The organism is Rossellomorea sedimentorum, assembly GCF_046237645.1.
Classification (GTDB): Bacteria; Bacillota; Bacilli; order Bacillales; family Bacillaceae_B; genus Rossellomorea; species Rossellomorea sedimentorum.
On the sequence record NZ_CP143546.1, the window covers coordinates 1,716,838 to 1,731,776 of the forward strand.

General features: G+C 41.9%; 18 protein-coding genes. 14 read left to right on the forward strand and 4 right to left on the reverse strand.

The features are described 5' to 3' along the window. Positions 1–4 precede the first annotated feature (4 nt). From V1502_RS08315 to V1502_RS08335, 5 genes are all read left to right on the forward strand, one after another. A complete protein-coding gene (locus V1502_RS08315) occupies positions 5–922 on the forward strand; it encodes a PLP-dependent cysteine synthase family protein (RefSeq protein WP_409253887.1) in 918 nt (305 codons plus the stop codon). 7 nt (positions 923–929) lie between these two features. Then, on the forward strand, positions 930–2,066 hold the full coding sequence (locus V1502_RS08320) for a bifunctional cystathionine gamma-lyase/homocysteine desulfhydrase (RefSeq protein WP_409253888.1): 1,137 nt from the start codon (positions 930–932) through the stop codon (positions 2,064–2,066). A 163-nt stretch (positions 2,067–2,229) separates the two neighbouring features. Further along, entirely contained in the window at positions 2,230–2,574 is a 345-nt protein-coding gene (locus V1502_RS08325) for an NIPSNAP family protein (protein WP_409253889.1), read from the forward strand. Next, positions 2,555–3,181 (forward strand): YdcF family protein, encoded by a 627-nt coding sequence (locus V1502_RS08330; protein WP_409253890.1) that lies wholly within the window; start codon positions 2,555–2,557, stop codon positions 3,179–3,181. The genes V1502_RS08325 and V1502_RS08330 overlap by 20 nt, the downstream gene beginning before the upstream one ends. Positions 3,182–3,615: 434 nt before the next feature. After that, entirely contained in the window at positions 3,616–4,143 is a 528-nt protein-coding gene (locus tag V1502_RS08335) for a GNAT family N-acetyltransferase (RefSeq protein ID WP_409253891.1), read from the forward strand. 33 nt (positions 4,144–4,176) lie between these two features. On the opposite strand, the gene V1502_RS08340 is transcribed toward V1502_RS08335, so the two are convergent. The 3 genes from V1502_RS08340 to V1502_RS08350 all read right to left on the reverse strand — a co-directional run bounded on the left by V1502_RS08340 (position 4,177) and on the right by V1502_RS08350 (position 6,543). Further along, entirely contained in the window at positions 4,177–4,686 is a 510-nt protein-coding gene (locus V1502_RS08340) for a hypothetical protein (protein WP_409253892.1), read from the reverse strand. A 120-nt stretch (positions 4,687–4,806) separates the two neighbouring features. Next, positions 4,807–5,712 (reverse strand): VanW family protein, encoded by a 906-nt coding sequence (locus V1502_RS08345; RefSeq protein ID WP_409253893.1) that lies wholly within the window; start codon positions 5,710–5,712, stop codon positions 4,807–4,809. Positions 5,713–5,727: 15 nt separating this feature from the next. Continuing rightward, positions 5,728–6,543 carry a hypothetical protein gene (locus V1502_RS08350; protein ID WP_409253894.1) on the reverse strand — a complete coding sequence of 272 codons (816 nt, stop codon included), beginning with the start codon at positions 6,541–6,543 and terminating at the stop codon, positions 5,728–5,730. Between the two features lie 250 nt (positions 6,544–6,793). Here V1502_RS08350 and V1502_RS08355 point away from each other — a divergent pair, with 250 nt between their 5' ends. From V1502_RS08355 to V1502_RS08395, 9 genes are all read left to right on the forward strand, one after another. Further along, the gene (locus tag V1502_RS08355) at positions 6,794–7,777 is read left to right on the forward strand and encodes a ring-cleaving dioxygenase (protein WP_409253895.1); all 984 of its coding nucleotides are present in this window, start codon (positions 6,794–6,796) and stop codon (positions 7,775–7,777) included. Positions 7,778–7,793: 16 nt separating this feature from the next. Next, entirely contained in the window at positions 7,794–8,405 is a 612-nt protein-coding gene (locus V1502_RS08360; protein WP_409253896.1) for an alpha/beta hydrolase, read from the forward strand. A gap of 1,086 nt (positions 8,406–9,491) precedes the next feature. After that, positions 9,492–9,767, forward strand: a complete 276-nt coding sequence (locus V1502_RS08365; protein ID WP_409253897.1) for a YiaA/YiaB family inner membrane protein — start codon at positions 9,492–9,494, stop codon at positions 9,765–9,767. A gap of 294 nt (positions 9,768–10,061) precedes the next feature. Then, on the forward strand, positions 10,062–10,538 hold the full coding sequence (locus tag V1502_RS08370; protein WP_409253898.1) for a DinB family protein: 477 nt from the start codon (positions 10,062–10,064) through the stop codon (positions 10,536–10,538). Positions 10,539–10,640: 102 nt separating this feature from the next. Continuing rightward, a complete protein-coding gene (locus V1502_RS08375) occupies positions 10,641–11,543 on the forward strand; it encodes an EamA family transporter (RefSeq protein WP_409253899.1) in 903 nt (300 codons plus the stop codon). 349 nt (positions 11,544–11,892) lie between these two features. After that, positions 11,893–12,438, forward strand: a complete 546-nt coding sequence (locus tag V1502_RS08380; RefSeq protein ID WP_409253900.1) for a GNAT family N-acetyltransferase — start codon at positions 11,893–11,895, stop codon at positions 12,436–12,438. A 16-nt stretch (positions 12,439–12,454) separates the two neighbouring features. Next, positions 12,455–13,291 carry a DUF2785 domain-containing protein gene (locus V1502_RS08385; protein ID WP_409253901.1) on the forward strand — a complete coding sequence of 279 codons (837 nt, stop codon included), beginning with the start codon at positions 12,455–12,457 and terminating at the stop codon, positions 13,289–13,291. A gap of 12 nt (positions 13,292–13,303) precedes the next feature. After that, entirely contained in the window at positions 13,304–13,780 is a 477-nt protein-coding gene (locus V1502_RS08390; RefSeq protein ID WP_409253902.1) for a GNAT family N-acetyltransferase, read from the forward strand. 185 nt (positions 13,781–13,965) lie between these two features. Then, positions 13,966–14,238: a GNAT family N-acetyltransferase gene (locus tag V1502_RS08395; RefSeq protein WP_409253903.1), complete on the forward strand. Its 273-nt coding sequence runs from the start codon at positions 13,966–13,968 to the stop codon at positions 14,236–14,238. A 192-nt stretch (positions 14,239–14,430) separates the two neighbouring features. Here V1502_RS08395 and V1502_RS08400 read toward each other — a convergent pair whose 3' ends face one another. Further along, positions 14,431–14,928, reverse strand: coding sequence for a L,D-transpeptidase family protein (locus V1502_RS08400; protein WP_409253904.1), 498 nt, complete (start codon positions 14,926–14,928; stop codon positions 14,431–14,433). Positions 14,929–14,939 lie beyond the last annotated feature (11 nt).

Genomic DNA, 14,939 nt, shown 5'->3' on the forward strand with positions numbered 1-14,939 from the left:
ACTCTTGAAATACGTTAATAGTGTACAAGAACTGATCGGTGATACACCTTTAGTAGAACTGACAAGAATGGGAATTCCCGAAGGAGTCCGGTTGTTTGCAAAGCTTGAATATTTCAACCCTGGTGGAAGTATCAAGGACCGCCTAGGCATAAAATTGATCGAGGCTGCCGAACAGTCCGGCGCTTTAAACGCCGGAGGAACCATCATCGAGCCGACAGCAGGAAACACGGGAATAGGCATTGCCCTTGCAGCGATAGGAAAGGGCTATAAAGTGAAATTTGTTGTTCCTGAAAAATTCAGTATAGAAAAACAAACTTTGATGCGCGCGCTGGGAGCTGAAGTGGTCAATACCCCTACAGAGCTTGGGATGAAGGGGGCCATTCAAAAAGCTAAAGAACTAAGTCAGAAGATTGAAGGATCTTACTGTCCGCAGCAATTTGACAATCCTGCCAATCCTGAAACTTACTATGAAACACTTGGTCCTGAAATTTACAGTGCTTTAGATGGAGAAGTCGATGTGTTTGTTGCTGGAGGAGGGACAGGCGGGACTTTCATGGGGACAGCCAAGTATCTTAAAGAGAAGAATCCGTCTGTGAAGACAGTCATCGTTGAACCGGAAGGCTCCATCCTGAATGGAGGGGCCCCAGGTCCTCATAGGACAGAGGGAATCGGCATGGAATTTCTTCCGTCCTATATGGATACCGGCTATTTCGATGAGATTTATACAATAATGGATGCAGACGCCTTCAAAGCAATGAAAAAACTGGCGATCAATGAAGGACTGCTGGTTGCCAGTTCATCAGGCGCGGCATTTGCAGCTGCATTAATGGAAGCAAAAAAAGCGAAAAAAGGTACGAACATTGTGACCATCTTCCCAGATAGCAGTGAACGTTATTTAAGTCAGGGAATATATGAGGAGTGAAGAAATTATGAGAAGGAAAACTAGATTGATACATGGGGGAATAACGGGTGATGAGCAGACGGGGGCGGTTTCCGTTCCGATTTATCAAGTCAGCACCTATAAACAGGATGGCGTTGGAGAGCATAGAGGTTTTGAGTACTCCCGCACAGGAAATCCAACACGTCATGCACTTGAAACCTTGATTGCCGATATTGAGGGAGGGCATGCGGGATTTGCCTTTGGTTCAGGCATGGGTGCGATCACTTCACTAATGATGCTTTTTAAATCGGGTGATCACATTATTTTCACAGATGATGTTTACGGCGGTACATACCGTCTTATCTCAAAAGTGATGAACCGATTTGATTTGTCCGTTTCTTTTGTGGACACTTCGAATCCTGAAAAAATCAAGGAAGCGATTCAGCCGAATACCAAGGCCATTTATATTGAAACACCGACAAATCCGCTGCTTAAAATCACCGATCTCCAGGCCGTTTCAGAAATAGCGAAGAAGAATGACCTATTATTCATCGTGGATAATACGTTCAGTACACCCTACTGGCAAAACCCCATTGAACAGGGTGCGAATATAGTTCTTCACAGTGCTACAAAATACCTTGGAGGTCACAGTGATGTTGTAGCCGGTTTAGTCGTAGTGGATTCTCCACAACTTGCGGAAGATATTCACTTTGTCCAGAATTCAGCGGGGGCCATCCTTGGTCCTCAGGATTCCTGGCTGCTGATGAGAGGAATCAAAACACTCGGAATCAGAATGGAAGAGATCGAGTCCAATACAAAACGATTCGTTGAATTCCTGCAGAATCATCCTAAAGTCAGCACTATCTATTACCCAGGTCTGGAATCCCATAAAGGGAATGATGTCCACAGCAAACAGGCTCGTGGAGCAGGCGGAATGATTTCATTTGACGTAGGAAGCGAAGAAAATGCAGATAAATTATTGACGAACCTTCGATATTTCACGTTAGCGGAAAGTCTGGGAGCAGTAGAAAGCTTGATTTCAGTCCCTGCGAAAATGACTCATGCCTCCATTCCGGCAGAAAGAAGAGCGGAACTTGGTATCACTGATGGGTTGGTGCGTGTCTCAATCGGACTGGAAGATGTGAAAGACCTTATAGAAGATGTTGAGCGAGCGTTGGAAAAGTAAAAACACAGTTAGAAAAGCGAGTGATTGCACTCGCTTTTTTTGATGCAATTATTTAAGAGGGAGAGGAACTCTTTAAGTTTTGTGCGTCTTTATTAATGTTTTGTTAAGAATTACGTTGAAAAACTTGAATAAAAGTGTACAATAAAGAAAAAGGAGGCGGAAAATGATTTATAGAGTGAGAACCTATAACGTAATAGCGGAAAAGTTAGACTTATTCAACGAATTTTTTGAAGAATACCTTCTACCGAATCAAAGGAAAAATGGCTCAATACTTATTGGAAGGTGGGTTGATTTGGCGGGGGAAAAGGTAACAGCTATATGGCAATATGAGAGCTTGAAAGCATATGAAGAAATTGAAGAAAGGATTCGCCTTACAGAACTGCACAAAAAAGCGCAAATCCGCAAGAAGATGATAGAACCTTTATTTAAAGATACAAAACAGGAATTTTGGGAAATGACAGGAGACTATCATAGAAAGGAGATTTTTTATGAAACCAATAATATCTAAAGAGCCGGAGGTCCCTAACCTGACAGTGAGAAAAATAAAAGACCTAACCGAAATAGTGTTTGGCGAGGAAAAGGAAGTCATTCAGTGTGAGGCGCTGTTCTTATTCAGCGGTACACATCCAGGTCACTGGGAGACAGCAGCAGAAGCTTATCATAGGGGACTTTGCAGAAAAATCATTGTGACGGGAGGGAAAAGCCTGACCGGTATTCCACATCCAGATTGGCCGGATAAGTCAGCTAAGGAAGCGGAAGTAATCATCTCCCATCTATTAAAAGCCGGAATACCAAAAGAAACGATCGTTTATGAAGATCGATCAACCAACTCTTTGGAGAATGTTCTATATGCCAAGGAGATCTTTGATTTTTCAAGCATCCACAAGTTGATCTACATATGTAAAAGCCATGCTTCGGGACGGCAGGAACGAACTCTCAGGAAACATCTTGGCGATCGTTTGGACTATATTCCTTTTCCGTTCGATGCCGAGTACCAGGGAGTGAAAGTGAACAGAAACACCTGGAGTCAGACAGAAACGGGCAGAACAAGGGTCTGGGGGGAGTTTCTACGGATCCTGGCCTATGGAGAAAAAGGGGATATAGTGCCGCTGTGAAGACGTGTCTTCATTTAACGCTCTTTTCGAAAGACTCTTTTCGTAAACATTGTTGCTATTAAATACAAATTTTAATAAAATCTACTTAATTAACCAGGAATAGCCTGATTAACAAGTAAGAAAAGAGCTAATTCACCTTTTTCAGAGTAAAAAGCCCTTGTCTCCAAGGGAAAAATCCGGCTCTTTGGATTTTTCCGAGAGCAACATTCTATACGAAAACAGCGTTTCGAAAACATTGTTGCGGCAGAACTTACACTGGTAAGCAAGAAGAAAAGAGCTAATCACTCTATTTAGTTATAAGGCCTTGTATCCCAGGGAAATTTCCGGCCCTTTGGAATTTCACGAAAGCAACAATCTATTGGAATACAGCCTCATTTAAAGATGACCGATCCTGTGATAAGATAGGTTCAATTTAACACGCTGGAGGATTGGTAATGATGAACGAAGTTTCTCTCGTTAGGCCGACAATCAAGTTACAAAAGCAATACCTTGAATTCTATCAGGAATGGAAAGACAGTGGGGAGGATATGATCCCGTGGGTGATCAAGAAAGATCCATCTGATTTCATGGCAATGCTCACTTTCATTGAAAATAATGCAAATGGAGTCAACCAGCCTGCAGGGTGGGTGCCCGATTCAACCTATTGGTTGATTGATTCGAAACAGAATGTTTTAGGGGCAGTTAATATAAGGCATTCTTTAACAGATGCTCTCTTTAATGCAGGAGGACATATTGGATATGGGATTCGTCCATCAGCAAGAAGAAAAGGATTTGCCACCAGGATATTGGCTTTGTCTCTTGAGAAAACGAAAGAATTAGGTATAGACAAGGTACTGGTCGTTTGCGATAAAGGAAATATCGGCTCGGAAAGGACGATAATAAAGAATGGTGGAGAACCGGATGAGGATTTTATTGAAGAGAATGGTAATGTGATCAACAGATATTGGATTGATAATAAATGATACAGAGAAGGCTGCTTAATATGCGGCCTTCTGCTATTTAACTTCTAAAACAATTGAACCAGGTGCGCCGCCTTCGTACTCAACATCGATTCTCCACTGACCTTTGTGTGGAAACGTAATAGTAAGGGGAGATCTCTGGTTGTTCATCGTGACAACAATTGGTTCAATGGTAGTGCCTTCTTCTGAAACGGGGGATAAAAGTGCATTTCTTCCATCCTGGCTCCCCGGAATTACGATTTCAGTTTCATAAGGGCTTTCCGCAAAGGGAAAGGTCTCATGAAGTAGGGCAGGCCCATTTTTTTCACCAACATAGAGAAGCGTATCCTTTTGGAAAATAGGGCTGGTATACCATTGAGCTTTTGAAAGGCCGTAGTAGTGGCCTCCAATGATTGTAAAGGAGAGCAGCAGTAAGACGATTTGGGTCCACCAAAAGTGTGAATTTTTATTGAAGCTGTTCAATAATTCAGACTCAGGTGCAAGCCATTTGGCCATTAAAAAAACCAGATTAATCAAGAGCACAGCAAATCCTATATAAAGTAGCATTATTCCCTCCTTAATTTTTCGACTATTCTAATTTATGTTACAACCAGTATAGCATATGTTGAACTGCATACTAAAAAAGCAGTACTTGAGGCACTGCTTTATTCGCGGGGTAAAAAATAGTTATTCTGCTGTCTTTAATAGCTGATTTTTACTGCCTGGTGCGCTGGGTACTTCCTTACGATTAAAATCCAAATCTTCTGAGGAAAAAACCATTATAATCATTTGACCTCCAGACACCTTTGAGCGGATCAACAGCGGCTGATTATGCTGGTTTTTAAAAGTGAAGTCAGGACCATACCAACTCACGGTTGCATCCCGTTTGGGAGGTACATAAGGCACACTTCGGCTGTGGGAATACCGTTCGAGTATCTTTACACCTGCACGGTCCACCGCATTAAAAAGGGTGGAAGAAACTTGGCAGATCCCGCCGCCGACTCCTTCCGTCAATTCTCCTTTCACAATGACCGGAGCAGGCAGGTATCCTTTCAAAGCCGTCCGCCTGCCTACCACCCGGTTAAAGGAGAAGGTTTCACCCGGAAATACAACATGGTTATCGATTGCTTTGGAAGCGAGCTTGATATTATGAACTCTTTCTTTGTTTCTGTTGTTAAAATACGTAACATAATGGCTGACTCTTTTGCGGTTTATTCTTTCAAGCAATTCACTGTCTACTTTTGGATATACAGGTTTAACTGGAATTTCCAGTGTAACAGGCTTGTTTTTATAAAAGGCTCTGTAGAGTAGAAGCCTGAACTTTTCTTCATCTACTTTTTTTCCATTGCGTTCACTGATGATGTCTCCATTATCATCCAGTTTTGCGTTGACAGGCTGCCGGGCCATTTGATTATTCAACTTATCGATTAAGCCATCGAGTTTTTGCTGATTGATAAGGTATTCCGGAAAAGGAGTAGTTTCAAACTCTGTTCGGTTGATCTCTGCAATTGTATTGCCTGCATGAACTAATTTAAGTTGAACAGGACTATTGTTTAATTGAATTGTTAGAAATAATGAAAGCAATAATTTCACCTTTTTACCTCCTGATCATTGATTCAGCAGCTTCCACAAAGGTGAGCCATCGACCTTCCAGGGAGAAAATGGAGAGGTTTTGACGACTGTAAAGGTCAATTCGGTATTTAAAGGGCCGCTGTCTTTTAAATAGAGCTGCAGGTCTGCCTTTACTTCTTTTGCGTAAAAATCGTTGCTGTGATTGGTTAGATTGGTTTTCCATCTAATGGCTTCTATTTTGTCAAGAGAACTCAAGTTGGCTTTCTCCTCTGTAATTGTTTTCCTTACAAGCCCTAAATCACTATTTTTTACCCCTGCTAAAAAAGCATCCACTAAAGGGACGGGGTGAAGGTCATTGATAAATGAATCAAGATTGCCTCCCGCCTTTAAAATCATCAGATGGTGTGAGAGGTCGGGAGAATCGGTCTTATGAGTAGTACTTCCTTTAAAATGAATGCAGAAGTGGCCGGGAAATCCATTCTGTAATGCGCCTGCACCATGCGGCATTCCGTGCATGGATCCTGCGATGAGGACGTCATTAGCATAAATTAGGACCGCTCTCCGCTTCCAGCTCCAGCTTCCTCCATAGATTTCTTTCATGATTTTCGTGTCTTTGTATGTCAAGGGTTGAACATCAGCATGGCTGCTGCCTGCCCGTCTCTGCACTTTAAAACGCCTTCCGGTTTCCACATCAATGACTGTGAATTTCGATTTTCTGGGAAGCTTATCGGCAACTTCCTCCCACGGAGTCATTTCAATATGGTAGTCGAGAGAATAGCCTGTTTCGCTGTAGATGGTGTACGGCTGCAGGCATGAAAACAGGAGGGTAAGGATAATGACTATTTTTCTCACTTAGAATCAACTCCATAAATGTGAATACCCTTATTTTGCACGGCAACCTAGCCAAGAATAGCTTCAAATAAATGGAATATCTAACACTTTCCCACGTTAAAGCGCTAAGAGGGACTGTCCCTCTTAGCGATTTAAAGGAATAAAGTGAATAATATTTTGAAGTAAAGTATTTTTAATTCAAGATATTATGTGTTAGAATAATATATAGGTCATAATAAAGAATATAAGTAAGTAATGAGGAGGATTTAATATGGAACTTAAACCATTAAAAGGGCAGCACCACGTTTCTGCCATTACAGCGAATGCAAAGGAAAACTTTAAGTTTTACACGAAGGTATTAGGAATGAGGCTTGTCAAGAAGACAGTCAACCAGGATGATACTTCTGTATATCATTTGTTCTATGCGGATGAAAGAGGAAATCCCGGCACCGATCTGACATTCTTTGAAATACCAAATGCAGGGCGGACATACCCGGGTACAAACAGTATTTCAACCACCTCTCTGCGTGTTCCTTCTGACGAAGCCCTTAATTACTGGGTCAAGCGATTGGAGTCTGAAGGGGTTGAACACGATGGCATTTCAACGGAAAGCGGAAGGGCGACACTTTCATTCAGGGACTTTGAAGGCCAGCGTTTAATGTTCGTCTCCGATGAAAACAACCACGGAGTAGAAGGCGGAAAGCCTTGGAGCAAGAGCCCTGTACCCGAAGAATATGCCATCCGAGGCTTAGGGCCTGTCCAGTTGACTGTAGCGAAAAGAGAAAGTACAGAAAAAATCTTGACTGACTTAATGGGGTACCGCAGGAAGGGAAGTTATACAACAACTATTGATGGGGTCACACATGAGGTTCATGTTTTGGAAACGGGCGAAGGCGGCACGGGCGCCGAAGTGCACATTCTTGAACGCTCCGACCTTCCGATTGAGAGGCCAGGTCGTGGAAGTGTGCACCATGTGGCATACAGAGTTGAAAATGAAGAAGAGCTGAAAAAATGGGTGGAGGTACTGAAAGAACTTCGTATCCCAAGCTCAGGGTTTGTAGAAAGATACTACTTCCGCTCTCTGTATTTCAGGGAAGCGAATGGAATTCTTTTTGAACTTGCTACGGATGGACCAGGCTTTGAAGGTGATGAGGACTTTGAACATCTTGGTGAAAGCCTTGCACTGCCGCCATACTTCGAAGATCAGCGGGATCAAATTGAAGCACGGTTAAAGCCCCTGGAAACGAAAGAATAAGGAGGAGTTAGAAAGAATGCAGCATATTTTTAAAAGAGGAAATAAAGAGAATGGTCCTACGCTTTTGCTATTGCATGGGACAGGTGGGAACGAGCGTGATTTACTCCCTCTTGCTGAAATGATTGCACCTGATTATTCAGTATTGGGGGTCAGAGGGAATGTTTCTGAAAATGGAATGCCGCGTTTTTTCCGCAGGTTGGCTGAAGGTGTATTTGATGAGGAAGACTTGGTTATCAGGACAAAAGAATTAAAGGAATTTATTGATGAGTCGGCGGAGAAATACAGTTTTGATCGCAGTAAGGTGCTGGCCATCGGCTATTCGAATGGTGCCAATATTGCTGCAAGCATGATGTATCACTACAATGATGCCATAAATGGAGCAATTCTATTTCATGCTATGGTCCCATTACGGAATGTGGAAATGCCGGATTTAAGCGGGACACCCGTGTTTATCGGCGCAGGTGAAAATGATCCGCTCATACCGGCCCAAGAAACGAAAGAACTTGCAGATGCCTTAAGAAAGTCCAATGCTGACGTCACAGAATATTGGACGAGAGGTGGGCATCAGTTGACACGAGAGGAAGTTGACCAGGCTGCTGACTGGTTCAATGAGAAATATAAGAAGTGATGGGGTAACAGGGCAACCTTGGGTGTTGTCCTGTTTTTTTAGTCACTCTAATACCTGAAAATTGTAAAATTGGTCGTGTGTATCGTTCATGAGGCACCCTAATTCAAAAAAAAGCCGTGAAGTTGGTCTTAAGAGTCGTTCATGAGACACCCTAATTCAGAAAATCGCATGAGAGTGGTCTTATGAAGAGTTGATGAGACACTCTAATTCAGAAAAAGGCTTGAAAGTGGTCTTATGAAGAGTTCATGAGGCACTCTAATTTAGAAAAAGCCGTGAAAGTGGTCTTAAGAGTCGTTCATGAGGCACTCTAATTTAGAAAAAGCCGTGAAAGTGGTCTTAAGAGTCGTTCATGAGACACCCTAATTCAGAAAATCGCATGAGAGTGGTCTTATGAAGAGTTGATGAGACACTCTAATTCAGAAAAAGGCGTGAAAGTGGTCTTATGAAGAGTTCATGAGGCACTCTAATTTAGAAAAAGCCGTGAAAGTGGTCTTATGAAGAGTTGATGAGGCACTCTAATTTAGAAAAAGCCGTGAAAGTGGTCTTAAGAGTCGTTCATGAGACACCCTAATTCAGAAAATCGCATGAGAGTGGTCTTATGAAGAGTTGATGAGACACCCTAATTCAGAAAATCGCATGAGAGTGGTCTTATGAAGAGTTCATGAGACACTCTAATTCAGAAAAAGGCTTGAAAGTGGTCTTAAGAGTCGTTCATGAGACACCCAAAATCAGAAAAAGGTGTGAAAGTGTTCTTATGAAGAGTTCATGAGGCAATCTAATTTAGAAAAAGCCGTGAAAGTGGTCTTAAGAGTCGTTCATGAGACACCCTAATTCAGAAAATCGCATGAGAGTGGTCTTATGAAAGGCTAACACCTTATGAATCACTAATCAAAATTCCCTAATAATTTGTTTTTGTTGATGCCCTTCCATAAGCCCCCAACCTTAACTAGAGTAAGCAAACTTTCCTATAGAAGCAACCTCCACCAGCACATAAAAGTGTGAATAGAGAAAATTTTCTATCCAATCTCAAGTAAATTATGGTATATTCAGGTTGATATACTAATATTTACTAAATGAGGTGTTGCTATGCATAAGTATAGAAGAAGGAATACTCCTGCATTTACTTTTTTGTCTTATTTTACCTTGTTTGCAGGAGTAGCCCTATTCGGGATAGGTCTTTACAATGAAACCAGCCTGGAATTGAATGAGAAAGGTTATTATCTTGCTGTTATGATATTGGTGGCGGTCGGTTCCATCCTGACTCAAAAAGTGACACGCGATAATGCTGAAGACAATGAGATATTGGCCGAACAACAAAATCAACAAAACCGGCACAGCAGCAGTACAGGTACCGGAGTATAAACGTAATTTAAAAGAAACGCTGTTTTCGTATATATTGTTGCTCTCGGAAAATCCAAAGAGCCGGATGTTCCCCTTGGAGACAAGGGCTTTTTACTCTGAAAAAGGTGAATTAGCTCTTTTCTTACTTGTTAATCAGGCTATTCCTGGTTAATCAAGTAGACTTTTTAAAATTTGTATTAAATAGCAACAATGTTTACGAAAAGAGCCAAAAGAAATGACTTTAAGATAATGATTGGTAATTGATACAACCTGCGCAGTGGCCGTTCAACTGCGCTTTTTTATTAGGAGGTTATTATGTCAAAGGGGTTCATTATTGAGCAGAAAAGGAACACCGCGAATTGGGCACAAAGCTTAAAGCAGATGCCTGAAGCTCTATGGTTCAAGCCTTTTAAAGCAGGATCATGGGGAACAGGGGAGGTTATAGCCCACTTTATTTTTTGGGACCAATTCGTAATAGATAATCGATTAAAACCGTTTCTTCAGAATGGAGAGCTTCCTGAAGTGGAAGTGGATGTTCAAAAGATAAATGACGCCGCTGCTGAATATGCACGCAGTCGGGATAAAGACCTTCTTATCGATGAGTTTATCAGTACCAGGGAAGATCTGACAGGGTACATCCGGAGAATGCCGGATACAACTTTTGTTCAACTTATGCCTGGAAAACCACTATCCTGGAATAAGTTTTTTGAGGGACTTATTGAACATGACAGGAAACATCAACTGGAAATAGATGCTCATTTTACAGCATTGTTGAAAGATGAAAATAAGTAGTCTGCAAGGCATCGCCATAACAAATGTATAACTTAATGCCACCATAAATCCAGGTGACGAGTAGTACCGTTTTGAACTTGCCGGCAGGGGTGTGAGAGCGAATTGAAATGGAAATACCTTTTAGCTGTATTCATTGGAGCCTGCTCATATGGAGTGCTGTCTACTGTTGTGAAATTATCTTATCAGGCTGGAATTAAAAAAACTGAATTGATAGTTGCGCAATTCTTGGCGGGGTGGCTTATTATTACGCTTCTTTTCCTTTTTGAAAAAAAGCGGCCCAAAATTAACTTTAGAAAAAAAGCTCTATTGATGTTAGGAGGTATTCCTTCCGGTTTAGTGGGAGTTTTTTATTATACTTCTTTGGAAACGGTCGACGCTTCCTTTGCAATCATATTGTTATTTCAGTTTGTCTGGATTGGGATTGCCCTTGACAGTTTATGCAGCAAGAGCATGCCAGATAAAACTACAATGGTATCCATCGCCATCTTGCTGTTTGGCACTGTATTGAGCAGTGATTTATCTCTCCAAGAAGCTGTTCGTCCTTTTGACTTTAAAGGGTTGATGTTTGGGTTGCTCGCTGCAGCATCTTTCGCCCTATTTATCTTTGCCAATGCCAGGGTTGCACCGGAGGTTGATGCGGTGAAACGAAGTTTTTATATGGTATCCGGAAGCTTCTTAATTGTTTTACTCCTTTTCATCCCGGCTTTTTTGAGAGAAGGGATAGGAAGTCCAGGCAGTCTCTGGGTGTATGGTTCAATCCTTGGATTCTTCGGCGTTTTCATCCCGCCGTTTTTATTTGCTTACGGAATGCCCCATATTGGCTCCAGTACCGGCAGTATTCTGGGCTCTGCCGAACTGCCTGTGACCATCATTCTTTCCATGTTGATTCTCGAAGAGATCGTATCATGGGTTCAATGGATAGGAGTTTTGTTCATATTGGCGGCAATTATCTTATCGAATGTCTCACTTAAACGAAAGCAAGCAGATCAGGCGATGGTTGATTAATTTCAATTTTCAGAATGGGCTAGTATATGTTACCATCATTAGAATATGAGCCAGGAAGGGATGGAAGAGTTTCAGCAGCGAGTGTTTTGAATCAGCAAGAATGCTGCATTTGTATAAGCCTTATATAAATAAACTGCGAGACTAAAAGATTCAGTTAATCAAAAGTGGATACAGCTTTTAGTCAACATTAAGCTCACTGTCTGAGTCCCTCGGTTCCTATAGCGGATGAAATGATGGGTGGAGATAGTGTCCAAAATTCAAGTCTGAATCGCATTTGCACGCAGAACATTTAACGTGTGAGAACACCGCGTATTTGATAGTGAAAAAATTGGGAAGGAGGGTTGAAAACATGTTTGTACATAAAATTGACGAAGATCTATCATTGAAACTGCCGGAATTGAGTGATGCAGAAGAGTTTTTCCGGCTTACCGATTCTTCCCGCGAGTACTTACGGGAATGGCTGCCGTGGCTCGATGGAACTAATACCGTTCAGGATACTAAAGAGTTTTTGAAATTTGCCTTAAAGAATTATTCGGATCAGAAAAGTTTGACGACTCTGATCCTCTTCAAAGGTGAAATTGTCGGAACAGCCGGCTTTAACCGTATTGATTGGTCCAACGGAATTGCCTATATCGGATATTGGCTGGGACATGATTTTCAAGGGAATGGAATAATGACGAGAGTGGCCAAGACTCTGACTTGCTATGCATTTGAAGAATTGAAGCTGAATAAGGTTGAGATCAGAGCGGCCTCAGGAAACCAAAAGAGCCGCAGCATACCAGATAGACTTGGGTATGTTCATGAAGGCAGGATCAGGCAGGCAGAAAAGCTTTATGGTCGATATGTGGATCATGAAGTGTATGGCATGCTGGCCGACGACTGGAAGAATGGATAGAATAGAGGAGTATAAAATGGATCTTAAAGGTATACTGGAGAATTTAAAGAACCAGAATGACTATGGTGCAACAGATAATGTGGAGCTGTTATTGGCTGAGATGGTTGAGAATATCGGACATCCAGATCCCGAGCTTAGAGACCATTTGATCTACACCACACTCTATCACTGGGTTGAACGGGATGTTCTTTCAACTGATAGCTTGAGCAAACTACTAAAGGTTTCTATGGATGACAAACATCTTTTTTGCAGTATAGGTGATAGAGAAACGGATACGGTGTTTACCCGCAGTTTTTCTTCGCTGGCTGCAGCCCTTGTGATAGCAAAAGATGCGAGAATTCTCGCACTGCCTGAAGTCCTTATCAGGGAAGCTATAGAAAACTCAATCCGTTATCTTAAGGAAGAACGGGACACACGCGGATTTGTATTAGGAAAAGGCTGGGCCCACAGTATCGCTCACGGTGCTGATTTTTTGACGGCGTCTATTAAACATCCCTATTTTGAAGAATCTTTAATTCCGTCCTGCTTGGAGGCTATAGCTAACTGTTATGAAAAGGAAGCTATATACATGGATGACGAAGATGAGAGATTAATCTTTGCCATCGAGGCCCTTCTTGGAAAAGGGATGACAGAAAAGCAGCTGGTAAAATGGTTGAAAGAGTTGAATCATATGTTGAAAAGACAGTATGAGGAAAAAGGCTTTTCCATTCCCTTTTTCCGAAGAAAGAAGAATCTAATTGATTTTTACAAATCTCTATACTTCCGGCTTGGCTATTTAAAAGACTTCAGTAGCGTGCAGGAAGAGATTGGGACATTATTGAAAAATTGGCATGAATCTCTGTATAGACCATGAGGAGGGTTAACTTTGAATTTTAAAATCAGAGAGGCTTGTTTGAGGGATTTTGACAGGCTGAAACCCCTTCATAAAGAAGTACATGACTTGCATGTTGCCGGGAGACCCGATAAATATAAGGCTACTGAGGAAACGCTCGACTGGAATTATTTTAATGAATTGATTGAGTCACCTGATGGGAAGATCTTGCTCATTGAGGACGGAGAGTCAATTGTCGGTTTCACGATCCTCAAAAAAGTCCAGCCTCCCAAGTGGGAAACCAAGGTTCAGTCCTCCGTTGTATTCATGGAAGATCTAGGTGTGGCACCATCTTATCAAAGGAAGGGGCTGGCGAGGATGCTTTTTGAAAAGGCGCTTGAATTCACTAAGGATTGTCATGCTGACAGTCTTGAATTGGGGGTCTGGGAATTCAACCAGACTGCGATTGAATTCTATGAGCAAATGGGAATGACCACACAGGCGAGGAAAATGGAAATCAAGGTAAATTAAGAAGTTATCTCAATGGATAACTTCTTTTTTATTGATAGAATTCATTGCATTTTTAGTCGTCCGCTCTATGGTGCGTAAGAGCTGGGCTGTTAAGGTAAGATTAAGGCCAGAAGCACATCGATGGTTTTAACAATTACAAATGTAGGGAATAGTATTTGAAACAAATTGGAGAGAGGAGTGGGAAGATGAGTGAAATCCAAAAAGGAGAGAATAAATTTTATCTTGGAGCATCCGAGAGTCAACCTGATGCTGAAATTGTTTATTCAGACATTCAGGAGAAGATGGTGATTGAACATACGTATGTCTCTGAGAAGTTACGAGGTCAGGGAGTGGGACAAAAACTGGTGGATGAAGCAGTCCGGTATGCAAGAGAGAATGACATCAAGATAGACTCGAGATGTCCTTTTGCCAAAAGCGTCTTGGAGGAGAACGAGGAGTATCAGGATATAATGGATTGAAGTTTTTTCTGCTTTGTAAGCAAAGAACCCTAACAAATGGGTTCTTTTTATATTCTTGGTTTGGCGGTTAAATGGCTTAAGGGAAAAGAGACAGAGGTATTCCGGGCGGGACTGCCTATAAAAAAGATCGACAGTCCCAATTATGGTGACTTTCATTGAAATATCTATGACAACGGAAAATGGTAAAGCAGTTTAAGGAGTGATCACGACCCGTGTCCCGATTGGAATGATGGCCGCAAGTTCTTCTACATCCCTGTTATACATACGTATACACCCTTTTGATACGGCCTTTCCGATAGAAGAAGGATTGTTGGTCCCGTGGATTCCATAGTGTTTCTTTGAGAGAGACATCCACATGGTGCCGAATGGGCCTCCGGGATTAGGTGCTTTATTAATAATCACAAACTGACCTACGGGTGTGGCGGAGAGCATTTTACCGACAGCGATCGGGTAGGTTTTCACTACAGTCCCATTACGTTGCAGGGTTAATTTACGTTGACTGGTGGACACGTGAACTTTAAATTGAATCTGAGTTGGATCTGGGAGGCCGGGGATGGTGATATTTTGGCCGACGAAAATTAGATTTGGATTGATAATATTATTTGCTTTTACTAAATCCCGAAAAGACACCCGATAATCTTCCGAAATACTCCATAACGTTTCTCCAGGCTTAACCGAATGCTGATACATATCATACCTCC